The 18,637-nt window shown below is 48.7% G+C and carries 16 protein-coding genes; 4 read left to right on the forward strand and 12 right to left on the reverse strand.

From position 1 onward, the window contains the following. Positions 1-65: 65 nt before the first annotated feature. From miaA to MHB82_RS18795, 11 genes are all read right to left on the reverse strand, one after another. Positions 66-1,013 (reverse strand): tRNA (adenosine(37)-N6)-dimethylallyltransferase MiaA, encoded by a 948-nt coding sequence (gene miaA / locus MHB82_RS18745; protein WP_445671266.1) that lies wholly within the window; start codon positions 1,011-1,013, stop codon positions 66-68. Then, positions 997-1,782, reverse strand: coding sequence for a class I SAM-dependent methyltransferase (locus MHB82_RS18750; protein WP_341175577.1), 786 nt, complete (start codon positions 1,780-1,782; stop codon positions 997-999). The genes miaA and MHB82_RS18750 overlap by 17 nt, the downstream gene beginning before the upstream one ends. A gap of 17 nt (positions 1,783-1,799) precedes the next feature. Continuing rightward, positions 1,800-3,887 (reverse strand): DNA mismatch repair endonuclease MutL, encoded by a 2,088-nt coding sequence (mutL, locus tag MHB82_RS18755; RefSeq protein ID WP_341175578.1) that lies wholly within the window; start codon positions 3,885-3,887, stop codon positions 1,800-1,802. A gap of 20 nt (positions 3,888-3,907) precedes the next feature. After that, positions 3,908-6,703, reverse strand: coding sequence for a DNA mismatch repair protein MutS (mutS, locus tag MHB82_RS18760; RefSeq protein WP_341175579.1), 2,796 nt, complete (start codon positions 6,701-6,703; stop codon positions 3,908-3,910). A gap of 206 nt (positions 6,704-6,909) precedes the next feature. Beyond that, complete coding sequence (locus MHB82_RS18765) at positions 6,910-8,160, reverse strand: putative amidoligase domain-containing protein (protein ID WP_341175580.1); 1,251 nt, start codon at positions 8,158-8,160, stop codon at positions 6,910-6,912. A gap of 109 nt (positions 8,161-8,269) precedes the next feature. After that, positions 8,270-8,830, reverse strand: coding sequence for an outer spore coat protein CotE (locus MHB82_RS18770; RefSeq protein WP_095357354.1), 561 nt, complete (start codon positions 8,828-8,830; stop codon positions 8,270-8,272). A 75-nt stretch (positions 8,831-8,905) separates the two neighbouring features. Further along, a complete protein-coding gene (locus MHB82_RS18775; RefSeq protein WP_095357353.1) occupies positions 8,906-9,883 on the reverse strand; it encodes an aromatic acid exporter family protein in 978 nt (325 codons plus the stop codon). Positions 9,884-10,353: 470 nt separating this feature from the next. Then, positions 10,354-11,145: an ABC transporter permease gene (locus MHB82_RS18780; RefSeq protein WP_110823414.1), complete on the reverse strand. Its 792-nt coding sequence runs from the start codon at positions 11,143-11,145 to the stop codon at positions 10,354-10,356. Between the two features lie 41 nt (positions 11,146-11,186). Beyond that, positions 11,187-11,981 (reverse strand): ABC transporter ATP-binding protein, encoded by a 795-nt coding sequence (locus MHB82_RS18785; RefSeq protein WP_110823318.1) that lies wholly within the window; start codon positions 11,979-11,981, stop codon positions 11,187-11,189. 28 nt (positions 11,982-12,009) lie between these two features. Then, positions 12,010-13,014 (reverse strand): ABC transporter substrate-binding protein, encoded by a 1,005-nt coding sequence (locus MHB82_RS18790; RefSeq protein ID WP_341175581.1) that lies wholly within the window; start codon positions 13,012-13,014, stop codon positions 12,010-12,012. Between the two features lie 150 nt (positions 13,015-13,164). Next, the gene (locus MHB82_RS18795) at positions 13,165-14,679 is read right to left on the reverse strand and encodes a carboxypeptidase M32 (protein ID WP_341175582.1); all 1,515 of its coding nucleotides are present in this window, start codon (positions 14,677-14,679) and stop codon (positions 13,165-13,167) included. A 221-nt stretch (positions 14,680-14,900) separates the two neighbouring features. Here MHB82_RS18795 and MHB82_RS18800 point away from each other — a divergent pair, with 221 nt between their 5' ends. From MHB82_RS18800 to MHB82_RS18815, 4 genes are all read left to right on the forward strand, one after another. Further along, the gene (locus MHB82_RS18800) at positions 14,901-15,461 is read left to right on the forward strand and encodes a beta-class carbonic anhydrase (RefSeq protein WP_095357349.1); all 561 of its coding nucleotides are present in this window, start codon (positions 14,901-14,903) and stop codon (positions 15,459-15,461) included. Between the two features lie 188 nt (positions 15,462-15,649). Next, positions 15,650-16,216 (forward strand): PadR family transcriptional regulator, encoded by a 567-nt coding sequence (locus MHB82_RS18805; protein WP_095286420.1) that lies wholly within the window; start codon positions 15,650-15,652, stop codon positions 16,214-16,216. A 100-nt stretch (positions 16,217-16,316) separates the two neighbouring features. After that, entirely contained in the window at positions 16,317-16,817 is a 501-nt protein-coding gene (locus MHB82_RS18810; protein ID WP_095357348.1) for a hypothetical protein, read from the forward strand. A 5-nt stretch (positions 16,818-16,822) separates the two neighbouring features. Next, positions 16,823-17,101 (forward strand): YxcD family protein, encoded by a 279-nt coding sequence (locus MHB82_RS18815; RefSeq protein ID WP_095286418.1) that lies wholly within the window; start codon positions 16,823-16,825, stop codon positions 17,099-17,101. Positions 17,102-17,259: 158 nt separating this feature from the next. Here MHB82_RS18815 and tyrS read toward each other — a convergent pair whose 3' ends face one another. Next, entirely contained in the window at positions 17,260-18,519 is a 1,260-nt protein-coding gene (gene tyrS / locus MHB82_RS18820) for a tyrosine--tRNA ligase (RefSeq protein WP_110823322.1), read from the reverse strand. Positions 18,520-18,637: the final 118 nt, after the last annotated feature.

The following is an 18,637-nucleotide window of genomic DNA, read 5'->3' on the forward strand; positions in this document are numbered from 1 at the left end:
CTTTTTTGAAATCAAGAGATAGAGGTTCAAACGTCCCATAAGGGACCTATTCACACGTTTCGCAATCATTTAAACTTTTGATGAATTAATGCACATACCCGCTCATAGTTCCCTCCGAAATCTTCGGTATCTGTCATATCCACCCATTCAATGTCCTTCATATGCCGGAACCAGGAAAGCTGGCGTTTGGCAAATCGGCGGGTATCCCTCTTCAGCCATTCGACCGCAGCATCCCAGCTGACTTCGCCTTGAAGATAGGCCGCAATTTCCTTGTAACCCAGTCCCTGCATGGAGATATGTCCTCTGGCCACACCGCGTTCCAGCAGTGAGTTCACTTCTTCTACCAAACCTTGCTCAATCATCAGGTCAATACGTTCTTCAACCCTTGCGTAGAGCTTTTGACGATCCATTGTTAAACCAATAATACTCAGATCGTACGGGGATTCTTTCTTCTGCGACGCCAGTTGTTCAGATAACTTTTCCCCTGTCAGGTGGTAAATCTCAAGAGCACGAACAATTCGCCGCTGGTCGTTCACATGCAGTCGATCCGCACTAATTGGATCTATTTCCCTCAGCTTGTCATGCAGTGCCTGAGCACCGTGTAACTCTGCATAGCGGAACTGTTCCTCCCGAAAAGCGTCATCCGACCCGCTTTCCGAGAATTGAAATCCGTAACAGACCGACTCTACATACAGACCGGTTCCCCCAACAATAAAGGGCAGCTTACCGCGATCCTGTATTTCACTGATCAGCCGGGTGCAGCTCTCCTGAAATTCCGCAACCGAATATGGATATTCCGGTTCATGGATATCAATGAGATGGTGGGGCACTCCCTTCATCTCTTCACGGGTAATCTTGGCCGTCCCGATATCCATTTCACGATAGACCTGCATCGAATCTCCCGAAATAATTTCGCAATTAAACGCTTGTGCGAGCTCGATACTCATCCTTGTTTTGCCTACTGCTGTCGGTCCAACCAGTACAAGCAGTTTAGGTTTAACTTCCGCTTTCAACATTTATCACTCCGTACAGTGTTTTTGCATTGGCGCGATCCAGCACCTCGAATCCGAGCCTCATAAACTCCGCGCTGCCGCGCTTTTCTTTCATCACAACCCGCTTGCGGGCTACCCGTTTGGCCTCCATGATACTTTGAATATCCAGTGCATGGGAGTTTGCATAATCCCGCAAGGGCTGAATCGCACTTGAATCCATCATCGGCTCGCGGAACATGGGGTCGAAGTAGACTGTGTCGCAGCTTCGATCCGGCATCGAACGAAGAAGATCCAGATGATTAGCATGTCTTAATTCAATTCTGCGAAAGGCTTCATCGATTTCGGGCTGATTACTCTCGTAATAGGACATCCCCTCAACCAACAGTGTATAGAGCTGCGGAGAGCTCTCACAAGCAATAACCCGCCCCTGCTTACCTGCTGCGACGGAGAATACCAGTGCATCCGTACCTAATCCGGCTGTACAATCAATGATGGTATCTCCTTCAAGTACAGCTCCCGCTTCCAGCATAGGATCGGGCTCTCCCCGCAATACACGCTTCGCGCGTACAAATCCCATGCTTGGATGAAATTCAAGCTGCGGTGCATTCTTACGATACAAGCGTGCCTTGCCTTGAAGCACAACCAGGATTTCGTTAACGCCATAACGTTCAATCAGCTTGGGCAAAGACTTTTTATTGCGCGGCACATAGGTACCCCCCGTCTTTTCCGCGAGCTTGCGCGCGCGTTCCACAAGCGAAGGCGCCTCTGTATCACCGGTTGTAATATACATAACTTCCTCCTAAACAGCTACATGACCCGTTTGAACAACTTCTCCAGATCATAGGTTGAAAATGAAACCACTATCGGTCGCCCGTGTGGACAAGTGTAAGGCTGCCTGCAGGAACCGAGTCGCTGAATTAGCGTCTCTGCTTCCTGTTCTGTCAGCTTCTGATTGGCTTTAATCGAGGCTTTGCAGGAGCACATGATGGAAGCAGCTTCCCGCATTTTCCCCACATCAATGCTGCGCTCGCTGAGCACCCATTCAGACATTTCCTCAATAATATCCTTCTCATCCCCTTTGGGAAACCAGAACGGATGGGAGCGTACACGAAACGTCTGTCCACCGAAATGCTCCAGATAGACCCCAGCCTGTTCAAACCAGGCCAGCCTGGACTTGAGTTTTTCCGTCTCTGAGGGTGTAAATTCCAGCGTGATCGGCAGTAAGAGCTCCTGTGAAGCTTGAGCCGGATTTCCAAATTTTTCATAATAATATTCATAATTCACCCGCTCATGAGCGGCATGCTGATCAATCAGATAGAGGCCGTCTTCATTCTGGGCAATCAGATACGTACCGTGATGCTGACCAATCAGGCTGAGCTCAGGAAACGCCGGCATCGTTGCATCCGACTTCACCGCTGCTGCCAGCTTCGCAGTATCAGGTAAACCTGAACCCTTCCAGCTGCGCTCCATATTGGAACGATTAGAAGCTTGATAGGATGGCCGGTTTTCTCTAACTGGAGCATTCATGTTGGTTGGTCGATATGTCGGAGCTGTGTCCTGAGTTGGCACCTCGCGTTCATCTGCCTGAACCCGCTCATCAACAACAAGTGCTTGAAACGGATTTATCGGGTTGAGCTGATCTGGCGGTGGAGCGTCCGGCAAGGGAGGTACCTCTGAAAAGAGTTCCGCAGCCTGTCCCGGTTGAATATCAGCGGGGGCATCCAGATCGTCCTCTTCCATGGCCGTGTTTCCTGGCACAACGGTGTTATTCTTTTTGGACTGTGCACTATCATCTTCTATCGCTGGCTCATCCTTGTATGGTCCTCGCGGAAACAGAAACTGTTCCTGTATAAATGAACTGTCGTTCCCACGTCTGATCTGCTGTTTGGTCACTTGAGGTATAAGCACTTCCTGCCGCAGTATTCCCCGTACTGTCGTTTCAATAAATTCGTACAACTCGGCTTCCTTGCTGAACCGAACTTCCAGTTTTGCCGGATGCACGTTTACATCTACGAGTGAAGGATGCATCTCAAGCTGCACCACAACAAGCGGGAATCGATTGATCGGCAGTAGCGTGTGATACGCTTTAAGAATGGCCTGATTAAGACCATAATTGCGAATAAATCGACCGTTCACAATCGTTGACATGCCGCCCCGATTGGCCCGAGTCCATTCCGGAAGACTGACTAATCCACTTACCCGATAATCCAGATTCTCGCCCTGGATAGGCAGCATGGCTTTGGCTGCACTCGTACCATAGATTGCTGCCACCACCTGAAGCAGGTCGCCGTTTCCGAGCGTTTGCAGCAGCACATTGGCATTATGCCGCAGCGTAAAGGAAATATGCGGATGAGACATGGCCATCCGGTACAGCACATCCGAGATATGTCCCAACTCGGTTTGGATGGTTTTCATATATTTCAGGCGGGCAGGAGTATTATAAAATAATTCTTTGACAACAAACTCTGTCCCTTGAGGTGAAGTAGCATCCTCATGTGTACACAGTTTACCACCCTCAATCACAATCCGGCGTCCCCGGCCGTCGTCTCCGCTAGCCGTTAGCACTTCGACCTTGGAGACAGCCGCGATACTCGGCAGAGCCTCTCCCCGAAAACCAAGACTTGTGATCTGGAAGAGATCACGGCCGTGCGTAATTTTGCTTGTTGCATGACGATAGAATGCTGTTTCCAGATCCTCGGGCTCAATGCCTGAACCGTTGTCTTTCACACGAATACTGAGCAATCCGCCCTCTTCAACGGAAACTTCAATTTTGGTAGCCCCAGCATCCACAGAATTCTCCAGTAATTCCTTTACAACCGAAGCAGGCCGTTCAACCACTTCACCTGCTGCAATCTGGTTGGCAATATGTTCGTCAAGGACATGTATTTTCGCCACAGGTTTCCCCTCCCATCATATCAGGATAATTGCTGTGCCTTTAACTTAAGCTCGTTCAATATTTGCATCGCCTGCAGAGGCGTCATATTCATAACATCAATGTCTTTCATGTTGCGTATAAAATCTCGCGCTGGTTTATCCACTGCAACCACAGCATCGGGCATGCTTCCCACGCTGGGCTCATCATCACCGAATATCGACAGTTGGACAACGTCCTGTTGTTTGGAACCAGCCTTGTTCTTATTGCCTTGCTCCTTGGACGGCTCTCTCTCCATGTATGTCACCGTATTAGGTACCGAAACTACAGCTTCCTCGCGTACTACTGTGACACTTTTGGCATTTTCCGTTCCAAGTGTATTATTGTAGTCCGATCCCGAAATGCGGCTTTCCTTCCCGGCAAACTCACTGCCGACCGCCACCTGTGCGGCCGCATGTTCGAAGCCGTGCAGTAAACCATTCGCTCGTTCAATGATACTATCCGGCAGACCGGCAAGTCGTGCGCAGTATATACCATAACTGCTGCTGGCAGCACCCGGAATCAATTTACGTAAGAAGTTTACTTTGTCCCCGCTCTCCTGCACGGCCATGGAGTAGTTCGCCAGCTTATCCAGACTTTCTTCCAGGTGAGCCAGTTCATGAAAATGCGTCGATACGAGTGCTTTACAGCCTATAATGTCGTGTACATACTCAATGACGGATTGGGCAATGGCCATCCCCTCGCTTGTTGACGTGCCCCGGCCCAATTCATCAATAATGATCAGGCTCCGCGGCGTTGCTTTGTCGGTCATTACCTGGATATCCGCCATTTCCACCATAAACGTACTTTGACCGCCAATCAGATCGTCTGCTGCCCCAATTCGTGTGAAGATGCGATCCATGATGGGTACCTCAGCCTGACCTGCAGGTACAAAGCAACCGATCTGTGCCATGATTGAGATCAGGGCAACTTGTCGCATATACGTACTTTTCCCGGCCATATTCGGACCAGTAATCAGAAGAATCCGTGCTTCTTCCTTTTTCATTGCCGTGTGGTTGGCGATAAAGGCACCATCTCGCATAACAGCCTCCACCACGGGATGACGTCCTTGTTCCACAACAAAGTCATAACCATCTGTCAGTGTTGGTCTCACAAAATTCCGCTCTGCACTGATTACTGCGAAGGATTGATACACATCGATCTCCGCAACCTGTTCAGCCAGTTTTTGCAGTCTTGCAATTTCCTGATTCAACCGATCCCTCAGCTCAGCAAACAATCCGTATTCAATATCGACCATCTTGTCCTGTGCTTCGAGAATCAATGTTTCCTTTTCCTTAAGCTCCGGCGTAATGTAACGTTCTGCATTGGCCAACGTCTGTTTTCGCTCATAACGGCCTTCCGGCAAGGAGGCCAGATTGGACTTGGTAATTTCGATATAATAGCCAAACACCTTGTTGTAGCCAATTTTAAGGGAGCGGATGCCCGTAGCTTCACGTTCTTTTGCTTCCAATTCAGCGATCCACTGTTTTCCATTCACCGATGCTTCCCTTAGTTCGTCCAGTCGTTCATGGTAACCTTCCCGGATTAATCCTCCATCCCTTACGGAAACCGGAGGCTCGTCCACAATGGCACGCCCGATGGCATCCCTTAAGTCACTACAGTCATCCATCATCTCCGCAATATTCTGAAGCGTGGTAGAAGAAGACTCTGCACAATACTGGCGCAGTCCAGGTATTTTATCCAACGATAGTTTGAGTGCATTCAGATCACGCCCATTGGCATTTCCGAAGGCAATCCGCCCCACCAGTCGTTCCAGATCGTAAATGTCCTTCAGTTCAGCACGCAAATCCTCACGCAAAATAAACTGATTGTATAGCGTGTCCACTGCTTCAAGTCGCTCATTAATTTTCCCTTTTTGCAGTAAGGGTTTATCCACCCACCGCCGCAGCATCCGCGCACCCATGGATGTCTCCGTTCTGTCCAGCAGCCAGAGCAACGAGCCTTTTTTGGAACGCTCGCGAACCGTTTCCACAAGTTCCAGATTACGTCTGGTGAATGGATCCAGAATCATGAAGTGATCCGGCTCGTAAGTCGAGATTTGTGTCAATTGCCCCAGAGAACGTTTCTGCGTTTCACTCAGATAAGAGAACAGTCTCGCAACACAAACCTGACGTTCAGGCTCGAGTCTTGCCCATGCAGCTTCACCGAATTGTTGCCGAACGAGATCTTCCTTGCTTTTGGTCCAAGGCGTGTATACAACAGGTCTCCCGATTGGTGATGACTGTGCAGCGACGGTATCGAGAAGAGTCGCATCACCGACTAATTCGGAAGGTTCGTAGATGCCGATCTCGTCTTTCAGCCATTCCTTGGAATATGGCACGGACGTCACGTACAATTCACCCGTTGACAGGTCACATGCTGCCAGCGCCAGTGTATTTTGGTTTCCTGTCAGGCAGACCATATAATTGTTGGATTTGTCCCCAAGAGTCTTGCCTTCCATCACCGTTCCAGGCGTGATGACACGTACAATCTCCCGGCGTACCATGCCTTTTGTTACGGTTGGATCTTCCATCTGCTCACAGATGGCAACCTTGTATCCTTTTTCAATCAGACGCTGTATGTAATTGTCCGCCGAATGATAAGGCACACCGCACATCGGAATTTTCTCTTCCCCACCGCCTGCGCGTGCAGTCAGCGTAATTTCGAGCTCACGTGCTGCATTGACAGCATCATCGAAGAACATCTCATAGAAATCACCTAATCTAAAAAAAAGAAAAGCGTCTTGCGCTTCCGCCTTCACTTGCAAATATTGTTGAATCATTGGCGTATACTGAGCCATGAATATCCTCCATCCGTTCCTATGTTGTCAGGAAGAGTCCCTGCCCTAGAAGGAACAATAAGGCGGTCAGGCACATCTTCGTGCCTCCGCCTCATGTTTCGGCCATCTGCCGCTTCCTTCAATGACCAGTGTCTGCATGTCTTCCATAGCTGTAATCAGATCCAAAATTGACTTGCTTTCTATTATAACAAAAAAACATCTACTCTTCATGAACCTGCACGAATATTCCAGACTTTGCGAATGTCCCGGCTCTCATCCCACGTTTTCCCTTCTCTCAGGTGACGTATGAGCGGAGCAGCATACTTTTCATATCTTGCGTAGTCCTCCAAGCCGACCAGATCGTCCAGAAGCGCTGGAATGTACTCTTTCATTCGTTCCCTGTCTCCTTCGTAAAAGGCAGCATGCACTGTTGTATTCATCAAAGGACGAAGAGGAAGACTGGTGTAGGAGGCGGCAATAAGACCTGCGAGAGCGACCACTCCTTTGGCAACAAGTGGAGAGATCAGGAAGCTGGGCAGTGTTCGATATTCGAATCCACCATAATGCTTCAGTCGAAAATCACCCAGCGATCCGTACCTTGGACGCCTGCCCGAACCTCGCGGGTCCTGCAGAAACGCAAGCGGCAGGGCCAGATAATTGTCAAGCACACGCAGCAAATCCCCGTTAAGCGTCACTCCGCTGAAATGGACATGTCCCCCGAGCGGCAATCCACGCTGCGGCATTCCCCCAGCCTGCCAAATAAGCGAGTGGTCGGTTATGCTGCGGGATGCCAGGTCGAAAGCTCTAAGTAAATGAGTTAGCAGCTCTCGCGGTTCCGAACTGGGGGCAGGACGAAGTTCAGCAACCGGATAGATTCGCCTCCCCCCGATAGTCACGGAATCACAGCCTACCATTCCCGTGCGTCCGAGAAACCTAGAGGCAGGTATAATTTTGGACTCCGGCATCTGCACGAGTAGAAACTCCGGGTCCATTCCAAGCACGGGCGTTACTTTGTTCTGACTTTCCTCATCCAGTTGTGACTGCAGCTGCTTCCAGCCTTCCCGGTACATGACAGATAGATCTGTCATGCCCTTCCACGGACGCGGGTCAATCGAAACAACAGTGCACCCTTTTTTTCCCGAAGCTTCCAGCCGTACAGCGCCGTGATCGAGTCCAAGGGTATATAAGGTTTTAACAGCAAGCCGCTCGATTCGTTTGAACAATGTAGAAGCCGCTTCCCGGTCCAGTACGCTATCCTGTGCACCGCCCATGCCGCTTGTATCCCGCCGTTTAATCCGAAGTGCGTACAGGCAGCATATCTCTACATCGTAACGTACTCTCAGGCCAGGCTCCCTTTTTTGCCTGTCACGTGAAGCAAGCACTTCAATGCCGGCTCGCTCCAATCGTCCTGCCCGTTCTCCCGCCGACATGCGTTCGTAACGTCTAACCGCTTGCTCTGCCTCTTCCATTACATTCATTCGGTCCCTCCTTTCCATCGCCCAAAAAGAAAAAAGAGGGCTTGCGCCCTCTTCACTGCCGCTTGCGGCGCATATAATACCTTAGCTAAGGATACAAGAGACGAAGAAATTACAGTTCCTCGTCAAGCAGGTCCGGATCAAGATCATCATAATCTTCATCCGTGCTGCCAAAGTCATAATCCTTGTCTTCGTAGTCTCCGCAACCATCTGTGCATACCTTCACGCATACTTTGGTTTCGGCAACCAGTTCAACAGCGAATTCCCGTTCTACCCGGATAATTACGCTGCCTCCGCCTGCGGATACAGTGGCTTCCACACAGCTTGGTTCCTGCGTTGCATCCGCAGATACCTCTACTGTGGAAGCCCGGTGTTTCGGATCCACGTAAGACAAAGGCACATGTTCTACATACGACACCGTTTCTTTGGCTACATCTGTCTGCGAATTTTTGTCATAGGAATACCAAATGTTGATATCGTAAGTACCAATAACTTCAATTCCGTCCCCCGCTGATACGGCTTCATATTGGTGGTTGATAATCCAAGCCCCCAAAATACTGGTCGGACCATTAGGCGGAGTCACGGTATGTGTTACGGTAGAGAACTTACGACCTTTGCCGCAGATCGCCTTCGTGATTATCTCTCTACATTGATGTTTATGACTCAATGACATCTTTAAACCTCCTCCATACAATCATTCACTACAAGTGTATGCAGGGCATCCGTCTAGGGTGACAACTATTTTCTATTATTCGTTTGTAGATTGGGACCGGTCCGTAATCGGCGACGGCGCTTTGTCCTTTTTCGCAATTTTCAGATACAGCGCGAGTTCCCGGCACAGCTGGAGAATCGCAGAACGAATCTCGAATTCTTCCCTTGTATCTGGCAGCTCCATTCGTCTGAATTCTTCCTGCACATTTGCGAGAAGTTTTTCAGTTCGTCCAGTGTAAGACTCCGTGAGCACATCCTGACTGAGCTGGTCAAACAGCTCCGACACCATTTCGGCGTGTGGCATCTTCTGATAAATTTGGGATACCAGATGCATCATATGCTGAATGGAGTCCAGCTGCGTTTTTCGCATGTAAAAGTATACGCTCCATTCTTCGTTCGGATGAATGACCTGATTCTCCAGTGAACGCTTGGCTGCTTCAATGCCTCCAAGAACAGCCTTGTCCGCTTCGATCATTTCCTTCCCTGCCCAGACCTCATTCGGATTACGAAGAGTCGCAGCAAACTCCTTGAAGATCACGGAGAATAGTTCGTCAATCCTTTTGCGAATCTGAAGCATTTGCGGGTCCGCTGCTGGCATATATGCCAGATTAACGACCATCGCAGATCCCAGACCAATCAGCAGCAACCCGATTTGCACCAAAATGACTTGAACGTCCATCTCCCCGCCACTGAAGACACGAAAGACCACGACAGACCCCGTCACAATGCCTTCCTTGAATCCGGCCCGAACAATTACCGGAAACGCAATCAGTATGTACACGGCTAGAACCCAATAATGAAAGCCTAGAAAGTGAAAAAGTACACTTGCGAACAAAAGACCTACCACAGAAGCAAAGAATCGCGCCGAGATCGTGCGAATGCTTCTTTTTCTCGTAACATCGACACCCAGAATGGCTAGCAAACCTGCCGATGTTGGCCCGGGCAAGCCGCACCAGTCCGCAATCAGCACAGCCATCAGTGCAGCAATTGCGGTTTTTATTACTCTAAAACCCATTTCTCATTACCTCTCCTCTAAGCTGCTTATATGTCCAAGCCAGCTCTTCGTCCCATCCGGATGAATGCATGTCCTGCTTCATACCTCTAACAAATCTGCGTTAGCCTGGTTCTGCAATACGTAGTATTACACACCCTGAGGCAAACCATTTCCAGTTTTACAAAAAAAGAAACTTTTAAAGGGATGCATAGACCTATGCAGTCACATCAGAATCAATAAACGGCATCAACCGACATGCCCATGCATGCCGGTCACAACATCGCGTCCCGGATGTGGGACGCTGGCAATTTTGATTTCATGCGGGAGGAAGCCATATAAGGCTAATCTCCAATCTCCGCATACATGAAGGACTTCACGGAATATTCGTATTAGTATGGTACTTGATTTTGGGTTAGCGGGCAACGTGACACCCCTTGTGAAATTGTATACATAACACGATCTAGCAATATCTTTTAACTTTTTTCGTGGCACTACCTGCGTCCTGCCAGCAGTTTTCGCTCCACATACACCACAAGCTGATACATCGCTGTAGCTACGGCTGCGATAATAAGCAGGCTCGATAATACCAGGGTAAAATTGAAGACCTGAAATCCGTATATAATTAAATACCCGAGCCCCTGTTTGGCCACCAGAAACTCACCCACAATTACACCGACCCAGGCCATGCCCACATTGACTTTCAATGTAGAGACAATCGCGGGAAACGAAGCCGGCAGGACAACTTTGGTAAAGATCTCCGACCGGTCGCCACCGAACGTACGAATGACCTTGATATAATTGCTGTCCACTTCGTTGAAACTGTTGTACACAACCAGGGTCGTAATGATCACCGTAATGGACAACGTAGTCATGACAATAGCCGTAAAGCCTGCTCCGAACATGACGATGAAGATGGGGCCGAGTGCAACCTTTGGCATGCTGTTGAATACAACCATATAGGGATCAAGCACTTTGGACAAAAAAGGAGACCACCAGATCAGGACCGCAAGCAGCGTTCCGACAAGCGTCCCCAGCAAAAAGCCAACTGCCGTCTCCCCAACGGTGACTGCGACATGGATCCAAAGTTCACCACTGGCGATGTCCTTGCCGATCTGGGCAAAAACTTTGCTCGGATAGCTGAACAGCAGGACATCAATCCAGCGCAGCCTGCCCGCCAGCTCCCATAACAAAAACATGCAGACCAGCAGGGACAGCTGAACCGCAAGTACCTTGCGGCGCCACTCAGCAACCTGCTTCATGTGGCCCTGGTGCAGCTTCTGCATCCATTCTTCACGGCGCATTTCCTGCTTCTCTCTCGTCTGATTCACCCGTTCTTCTCACCTCCTCCGGACTGTTCCAGTTCGCTCCATAACGCCTGAAAAAGCTCATTAAAACCTTCCTGCTCCCTTGCAAAGAATGGCTGGGATTTCCGAATGGCTTCAGGAATGATAAACTCTTTCCGAATTCGTCCAGGATTGCGATCCAGCACAATAACGCGGTCACTCACTGCAATCGCTTCGGACAGGTCATGTGTGACCAGCACCGAGGTTTTTCCTGTTTCCTTGAGCGTATCTGACACCAGATCCTCCAGCTGCAGCTTGGTCTGATAGTCCAGCGCAGAGAACGGCTCATCCAGAAGCAGCAAGGATGGATCGGTTGCCAGCGTCCGCACGAGCGCGACACGCTGCCTCATGCCACCAGATAGTTCGGAAGGATATAAATTCTCTGTTCCAGCAAGGCCCATCTCTGCAAGCAGCTCGCTTGTTCGTTTACGACTCCGTTCATCCAGCCTGCCCGTCAATTCAAGTCCGATCAGTGCATTGTCCAAAATGGTACGCCATGGAAACAGATAGTCCTGCTGCAGCATGTAGCCAATCTGGGCAGAAGGACCTTCAACCAGTTTCCCTTTAACCTTCACCTCTCCCGAGGTCGGCGTGAGCAGCCCGGCGATGATGGACAACAATGTCGTTTTGCCACACCCGCTAGGACCAACGAGACTGACAAATTCTCCTTGTTTAACCTGAAGGCTCAGGTCTTCGATGACCAATGAGGCTTCACGCTCATTGACATACACTTGCGAAATTCCTTCCAGTCTAATCACCGTATCGGATTCAGGCATGGCGATCACTTCCTTTCCTGAAAGCCTGTTACTTCACAGATGCTGCTTGTTCCGCATAGGTGTTATCGACAATCGCTTTGGAATCCACTCGTTGTTCGAGTTCTCCAGCTGCACTCATGACGTCCAGCAGATTGTTCCATTCTTCATCGTCAATAATCGGATCTGTTGCATATGTCCCCTGTTCCTTATAGCGATTAATACTACTTACGAGAATGGTTTGATCGATGTCTTTAAAGTAAGGGAGGATGACATCGGCAATCTCTTCAGCCGAATGAGAATCTACCCAGACCTGTGCTTTGTGCAGCCCGTTCGTAAATTTCTGGACAATTTCCTTGTTGTCGTTGATGTAGCTTTGTTTCGTCATGAACACCGTATAGGGCAAATGTCCACTCTCCGTTCCAAACGATGCAACGACCTTCCCTCGGCCTTCCTGTTCAAAGATGGACGCCTGTGGTTCAAACAGCTGTACATAATCTCCTGTACCCGACGCAAATGCAGAAGCAATGTTGGCAAAATCAACATTTTGGATCAATTCCAGATCATTCTGCGGATCAATGCCATGTTTGTTCAACGTGAATTCTCCAGCCATCTGCGGCATCCCGCCTTTGCGTTGCCCGAGAAATGTACTTTGGTTCAGCTGATCCCAATCAAAGCTGCCTTCTGCACTCCGTGCAAACAAAAATGTTCCGTCTGTTTGGGTTAGCTGAGCAAAGTTAATGACCGGATCTTCCGCTCCCTGCTGATAGACGTAGATAGATGTCTCTGCTCCGACCAGGGCAATATCCACAGAGCCCGCGAGCAAGGCAGCCATCGTTTTGTCGCCACCCGCCGTTGTCTGGATCTCGACCTCCAGTCCCTCTTCTTCAAAAAAACCTTGGGCTACGGCTACATACTCCGGTGCGTAAAATACCGAACGCGTCACCTCGCCAATCGTAATTTTCGCTTCGTTTTTCTCTTGGTTGCAGCTCGTGAGCGCCACAATGATAATCAGCAATATAACGATGGCACGGATGAACCAGGGCGTGTATTTCATGCTGTTTCCCTCCTTCGCTGGTTTCAGCAGTTTCTCTCTACTATGAATATGCCGCTGCCCATCAAAAGGTTAAGAACTTGCACACCAAAAAAAGAGCCGGGCATATGCCCGGCTCTCTCTAGTACCAGCTTCGTGTTATGAGATTAAAAACTACAGTTTATAAATCTCGGTATATTTTGCTTCCAGATAGTCGGCCAGATAATCCGGGTTCAGCTCCTCACCTGTCACAGCGAGAATCAATTCGGAAGGCGTACGGCTCTTGCCGTAACGATAAATCTTGTCCGTTAACCATTCCTTGATCGGTATCAGATTGCCTTCAGCAATATAAGCGTCAAACTCCGGCAGTTCCTGGCGCAGCGTATGTAGAATCTGAGCGGCATACATATTGCCAAGTGAATACGATGCGAAATAACCAAAATCACCACCGGACCAGTGAACATCCTGAAGCACACCTACACCATCGTTTGGAGGAACAATCCCGAGATATTCTTTGTACTTCGCGTTCCAGGTTTCCGGCAAATCCTTAACTTCCAGTCCCTCATTGAACAGCATTTTCTCAATCTCATAACGGATGATAATATGCAGATTATACGTCAGCTCGTCTGCTTCAATTCGAATCAGGGAACTTTCGACGCGGTTGATTGCACGGTAGAAATCTTCCAGAGCCACTTCGCTCAATTGCGGAAAATGCTGCTGCAAGTCTTGATAATAGCGAGTCCAGAACGGACGGCTGCGACCAATCATATTTTCCCAGAGACGGGACTGGGATTCATGAATACCCATCGACGTTCCTTCAGCCAGAAGGGTACCTGCCAGACTTTCGTCAATATTTTGCTCATATAGAGCGTGTCCGCCTTCGTGCAAAGAACTGAATACCGCGCTCGTCACATCATCCTGCAAGTAATTCGTCGTGATTCGCACATCCCCCGGGTTAAGTCCTGTCGCGAACGGATGAACACTCTCATCCAGTCTTCCGGCATCAAAGTCATAACCCATCTGTCCCAAAATGAACAAACTGAATTTTTCCTGTTGATCCGTATCAAACAGCTGGTTTAAGAACTCCGTATTCGGCTTGTTTTCGGAAGCATTGATCTTTTCCTGCAGCGGCACCAAACGTGCTTTCAACCGGGCAAATACCGCATCTACTTTCTCTACGGTCAGATCCGGCTCGTACATATCAAGCAGCGTATCATAGCGTGTGTCTTTCACACCCCAGTAGTCGATGAACTCCTGTTTGAGTTTCACGATCTCTGTCAAATATTGGGAAAAGCCTTCAAAATCGCTATTATGCTTCGCATCTTCCCATGCGGTTTCCGATTTGGCCGTGAGCACCGTATATGCTTGAACCTTCTCAGGCGGGACGGATTGGCTCCGATCGTATTCCTTTTTGCATTCCAATACCAGACGGCGATTTATATCATCCAGTTGATTCAACACCTCTGGTTTTGTCAGCGTGTCCAAATAGGTTTTCATCTCATCCGAAGTTTGAAGCTTGAACGCTTCGGTAGATAACATGCCGATGGTTTCCGAACGAGTCGGAACGCCTTTCTTCGGCGCACCAGTGCGCAGATCCCAATGAAGCAAACCAATGGCTTCGTGATAACTTTTGATTTTGCTGGCCAAATTAAGGAATGATTCCAGATGTTTCAGGGTTTGTTCTTCCATTGTTATCGTTCACCTCTCCAAAAAAAGTTTAGACTCCCTATTGATGATACTTTTTGCAATGCGTATAATCAACTTTTAACAGAGGTAAATGGCATGATTCTTATTTATAAGATATCGTGCCGTTTGCTGACCGTGGTATAATTAAGAGCAGGGCTTAGGACAAGCTGCATATCGATGCAAGCAGCCGTGCTCATCGTATTGGATAACAGGAGGCAATGGACATGAACAACATTCAAGAGATTTTGGCGTACAACAAATCATTTGTCGAGACAAAAGAATACGAAAAGTATACGGCTGGTAAGTTTCCAACTAAAAAAATGGCAATTATCACATGTATGGACACCCGTCTGGTGGAACTGCTGCCCAAAGCGATGAATTTGAAGAATGGTGAGGTTAAAATCCTTAAAACGGCAGGCGCCATTATCTCTCAACCTTTCGGTTCTGTTATGCGAAGCGTGCTTGTAGCTATTTATGAGCTCGGGGCAGACGAAGTTGTTGTTGTCGGTCACACCGAGTGCGGTATGGCCTCTTTGCAAGCAGACACAATGATTGGCCACATGCTTGACCGCGGTGTATCCAAGGAAGTCATAAATGCTCTGGACAACTCCGGAATCAATTTGAACAATTGGCTTCGAGGGTTTAACAGTGTGGATGAAGGGGTAAAACATACTGTAGGAGTCATCAAAAATCATCCCCTGTTTCCACAGGGAGTACCCGTTCACGGCATGATTATCGATTCCTCTACAGGCCAGCTTGAGCTTGTAGTTGAAGGGTACGAGTAACAGGCATCTCTCTAAATGGTTTGGGTGCGGACCTCAAGGTCCGCACTCTTTTTTTGTCTAAATTGAGGCAGTTATGCTGTCAGGTTGTCAAACCATACAGTTTCAGTGTACACTTTTATGAAAGCGGTCATTGATGACAATATCCATTGTTTTCACTGGCCCAGCCCTAATATTAAGGAGACATGTGCATGAACATACTTTCCTACGGATTGCTCGGGCTGCTTACCCGCGAGGAGTCGTCTGGTTACGATCTGATGCTGAAGATCCAGCCTCATTGGCAAGCCAAACACAGTCAGATCTACCCGCTCCTGTCCAAGATGGAAAATGATGAACTATTATCTTCCCGCTGGGTGCAACAGTCTGACAAACCGGACAAAAAAATGTATGCAGTCACGGAAAAAGGTATCGAGAAACTGCTCGGCTGGATGATTACTCCTGTTACCGCTCCGGTAACGCGTGACGAATTCAATTTGCGTATTTTGTGTGTCGGGATCGCCGAAGATGGAAGCATGAGACGCATTCTGAATGAGCGCAAAAACTGGTTTATGGAGCGCATCCGGTATTTCGAGGATCTGAAGTCCCGCATCCCTCAGGATAACCTCCGCGTAGGCAGCCGGGAATTTGGGAGCTACATTTTGGTTCAAAAGGGATTAATGAATGCCCAGACCGGCCTGGAATGGTGCAACTGGGTGACTCAGCTGCTGGATGGTCAGGCAGCCATTCAGGACCCTTGTCCGATTATTTCGGAAAATTAATAAAAATTTGAAACGTTCCTGCTTTTAGACCGTATTACATGAGTAAGGCCCATTTTTAGGGTTGATCACACAATTTAATCGGGGGGTTACGATCTTTACAATGAAGAAAAAATTTGGAATTAAACATCTGATGATGGTTTTTATGGCTTTCACTCTGTTGTTCGCAACAGTTGGCGTAGCAAATCCGGATTCTGCTGACGCAAGACGTGGTGGCGGTTTCAAATCAGGCACAAAGAGTTATACCAACACACCTAAGAAATCCGACAACAATGTGAGTCAGTCCAACTCGAACAACAACTCAGGTACAGGCGCAGCTGCAACGAACCGTGGCGGATTCTTCGGCGGTGGCGGCGGATTCATGAAAGGCATGATGCTGGGTGGTCTGGCCGGTATGATGTTCGGCGGATTGTTCGGTGGCATGGGAGCTCTTGGTAACATCCTTGGATTGCTTGTAAACGTGGCTGCGATCATGCTGATCGTTATGCTGGCAATGGCACTCTTCAGAGCAATTGCAAATCGCCGTAAACCGGCTGCAGATGGTCGCTATGACCGCCGCAATGATCGTGATGATGATGACCGCAACAGAAACGGACGGTACTAATCATTATGGTTCTAAGCATGGATGAGATTGTTAATGCAATCTGTCTTCACATGGCTGAACGCAAAGGTGTGCGCCCGACTGATGTCAATGTTGAACTGAGCTGGGAAGAAGATACGGGATACTCCGCTGAAGTCTGGATTCAAGGCCGTAGTCAATACTTGGTTGAATCCAACATGATAGAAGCGATCCTGCGCTACCTGCACAGCGAATACAACATCCGGGCTTACCGTGAAAACGTCAGACTTGATCTGGACGAAGAGATTACAGCCATTGTGAATCAATAATCAAATCAATTATTTGCGGATGATTTGTTAAAGGGCCGTCTCCCTAATGTCATTGACATTAGTGGAGACGGCCCTTTTGTTCACCTTGAGAATGATGAATATCCTGGGAATTTAACCTTACGTTGTTCTTCCCAAGATATTCGTGATACGGTACGTTCCTACTTCAATTTCACAAGGCTGTAGTTCTTTTTGCCTTTACGAATAATGATGAACTTGCCACCAATCGCATGCTCCGCAGACACTGTAAATTCCAGCTCTGTAATCTTCTCTCCGTTCATAGAGATCGCACCTTTGGTGACATCCTCACGCGCTTGGCGTTTGGATGGCTCAAGGCCCAGATCCACCAGCCAGTCCACGATGTTTTTGGCTTCGCCGTCTGTTTCAAACGTAGGCATTTCCTTGAAGCCCTGCTCGATCTCATCGGCTGTCAGGGAGCGGATATCTCCACTGAAGAGCGCAGCGGTAATGCGTTTAGCTTGCTCCAGCATCTCATCGCCGTGAACGAATTTTGTCATTTCTTCGGCGAGTGCCTTCTGTGCTTCACGTTTGTGCGGCTCGGTCTCTACCTTTTCAGCCAAAGCTTCAATTTCCTCTTTGCTAAGGAAGGTGAAGTATTTCAGGTATTTGATGACATCGCGATCATCCGTATTCGCCCAGAACTGGTAGAATTCGAATGGTGTCGTTTTGTCCGGATCCAACCAGATCGCACCGCCCGCAGTTTTACCGAATTTTGTACCATCGGCTTTGAGCATCAGAGGGATTGTCAGCCCGTAAGCTCTTGCTTCAGATCCTTCTTTCTTGCGGATGAGGTCCAGACCACTCGTGATATTCCCCCATTGATCGGAGCCACCGATTTGCAGCTGCACATCCTCGTTTTGGAACAGATGATGGTAATCCAGAGACTGCAGGATCTGGTAGGAAAACTCGGTGAACGAGATTCCGCCTTCCAGTCTGCTCGCCACGACATCTTTTGCCAGCATCGTGTTAAGATTGAAGTTTTTCCCGTAATCACGCAAAAACTCGATGACGTTAATTTGATGTGTCCAGTCGTAGTTGTTCACCATGCGAACCTGGTTGTCGCCTTCGGTTACAAACAGCTTTTTCATCTGTGCTGTCAGCTTATTGACATTTTCTTGGACCTGTTCCAGTGTTTGCAGCGAACGCTCGGATTGACGTCCACTTGGGTCACCAATTGTACCCGTTGCTCCCCCAATCAGGATCACTGGACGATGTCCCGCAAGTTGAAAACGTTTCAGCATCATGAACGGAATCAGGTGACCGATGTGCATACTGTCTCCAGTTGGGTCAACCCCACAGTACAAGGAGATCGACTTGGTTTCGGTCAGCTCACGCAGCCCCTCCGCATCCGTCTGTTGGTTTATGGCGTCACGCCATTCAAGTTCATCAATAATATTCAACCCAAACAACCCCTTTCTCTTCTAATCGTTCTTCAGTCATGGACTACGTTAATGGTCAAAAATACAGATGGAAGCAGCTTTTTTGGACACAAAAAAATCGCCTCCTTGTCTTCATTAG

It is taken from the genome of Paenibacillus sp. FSL K6-2862 (assembly GCF_038005125.1).
GTDB lineage: Bacteria > Bacillota > Bacilli > Paenibacillales > Paenibacillaceae > Paenibacillus > Paenibacillus illinoisensis_A.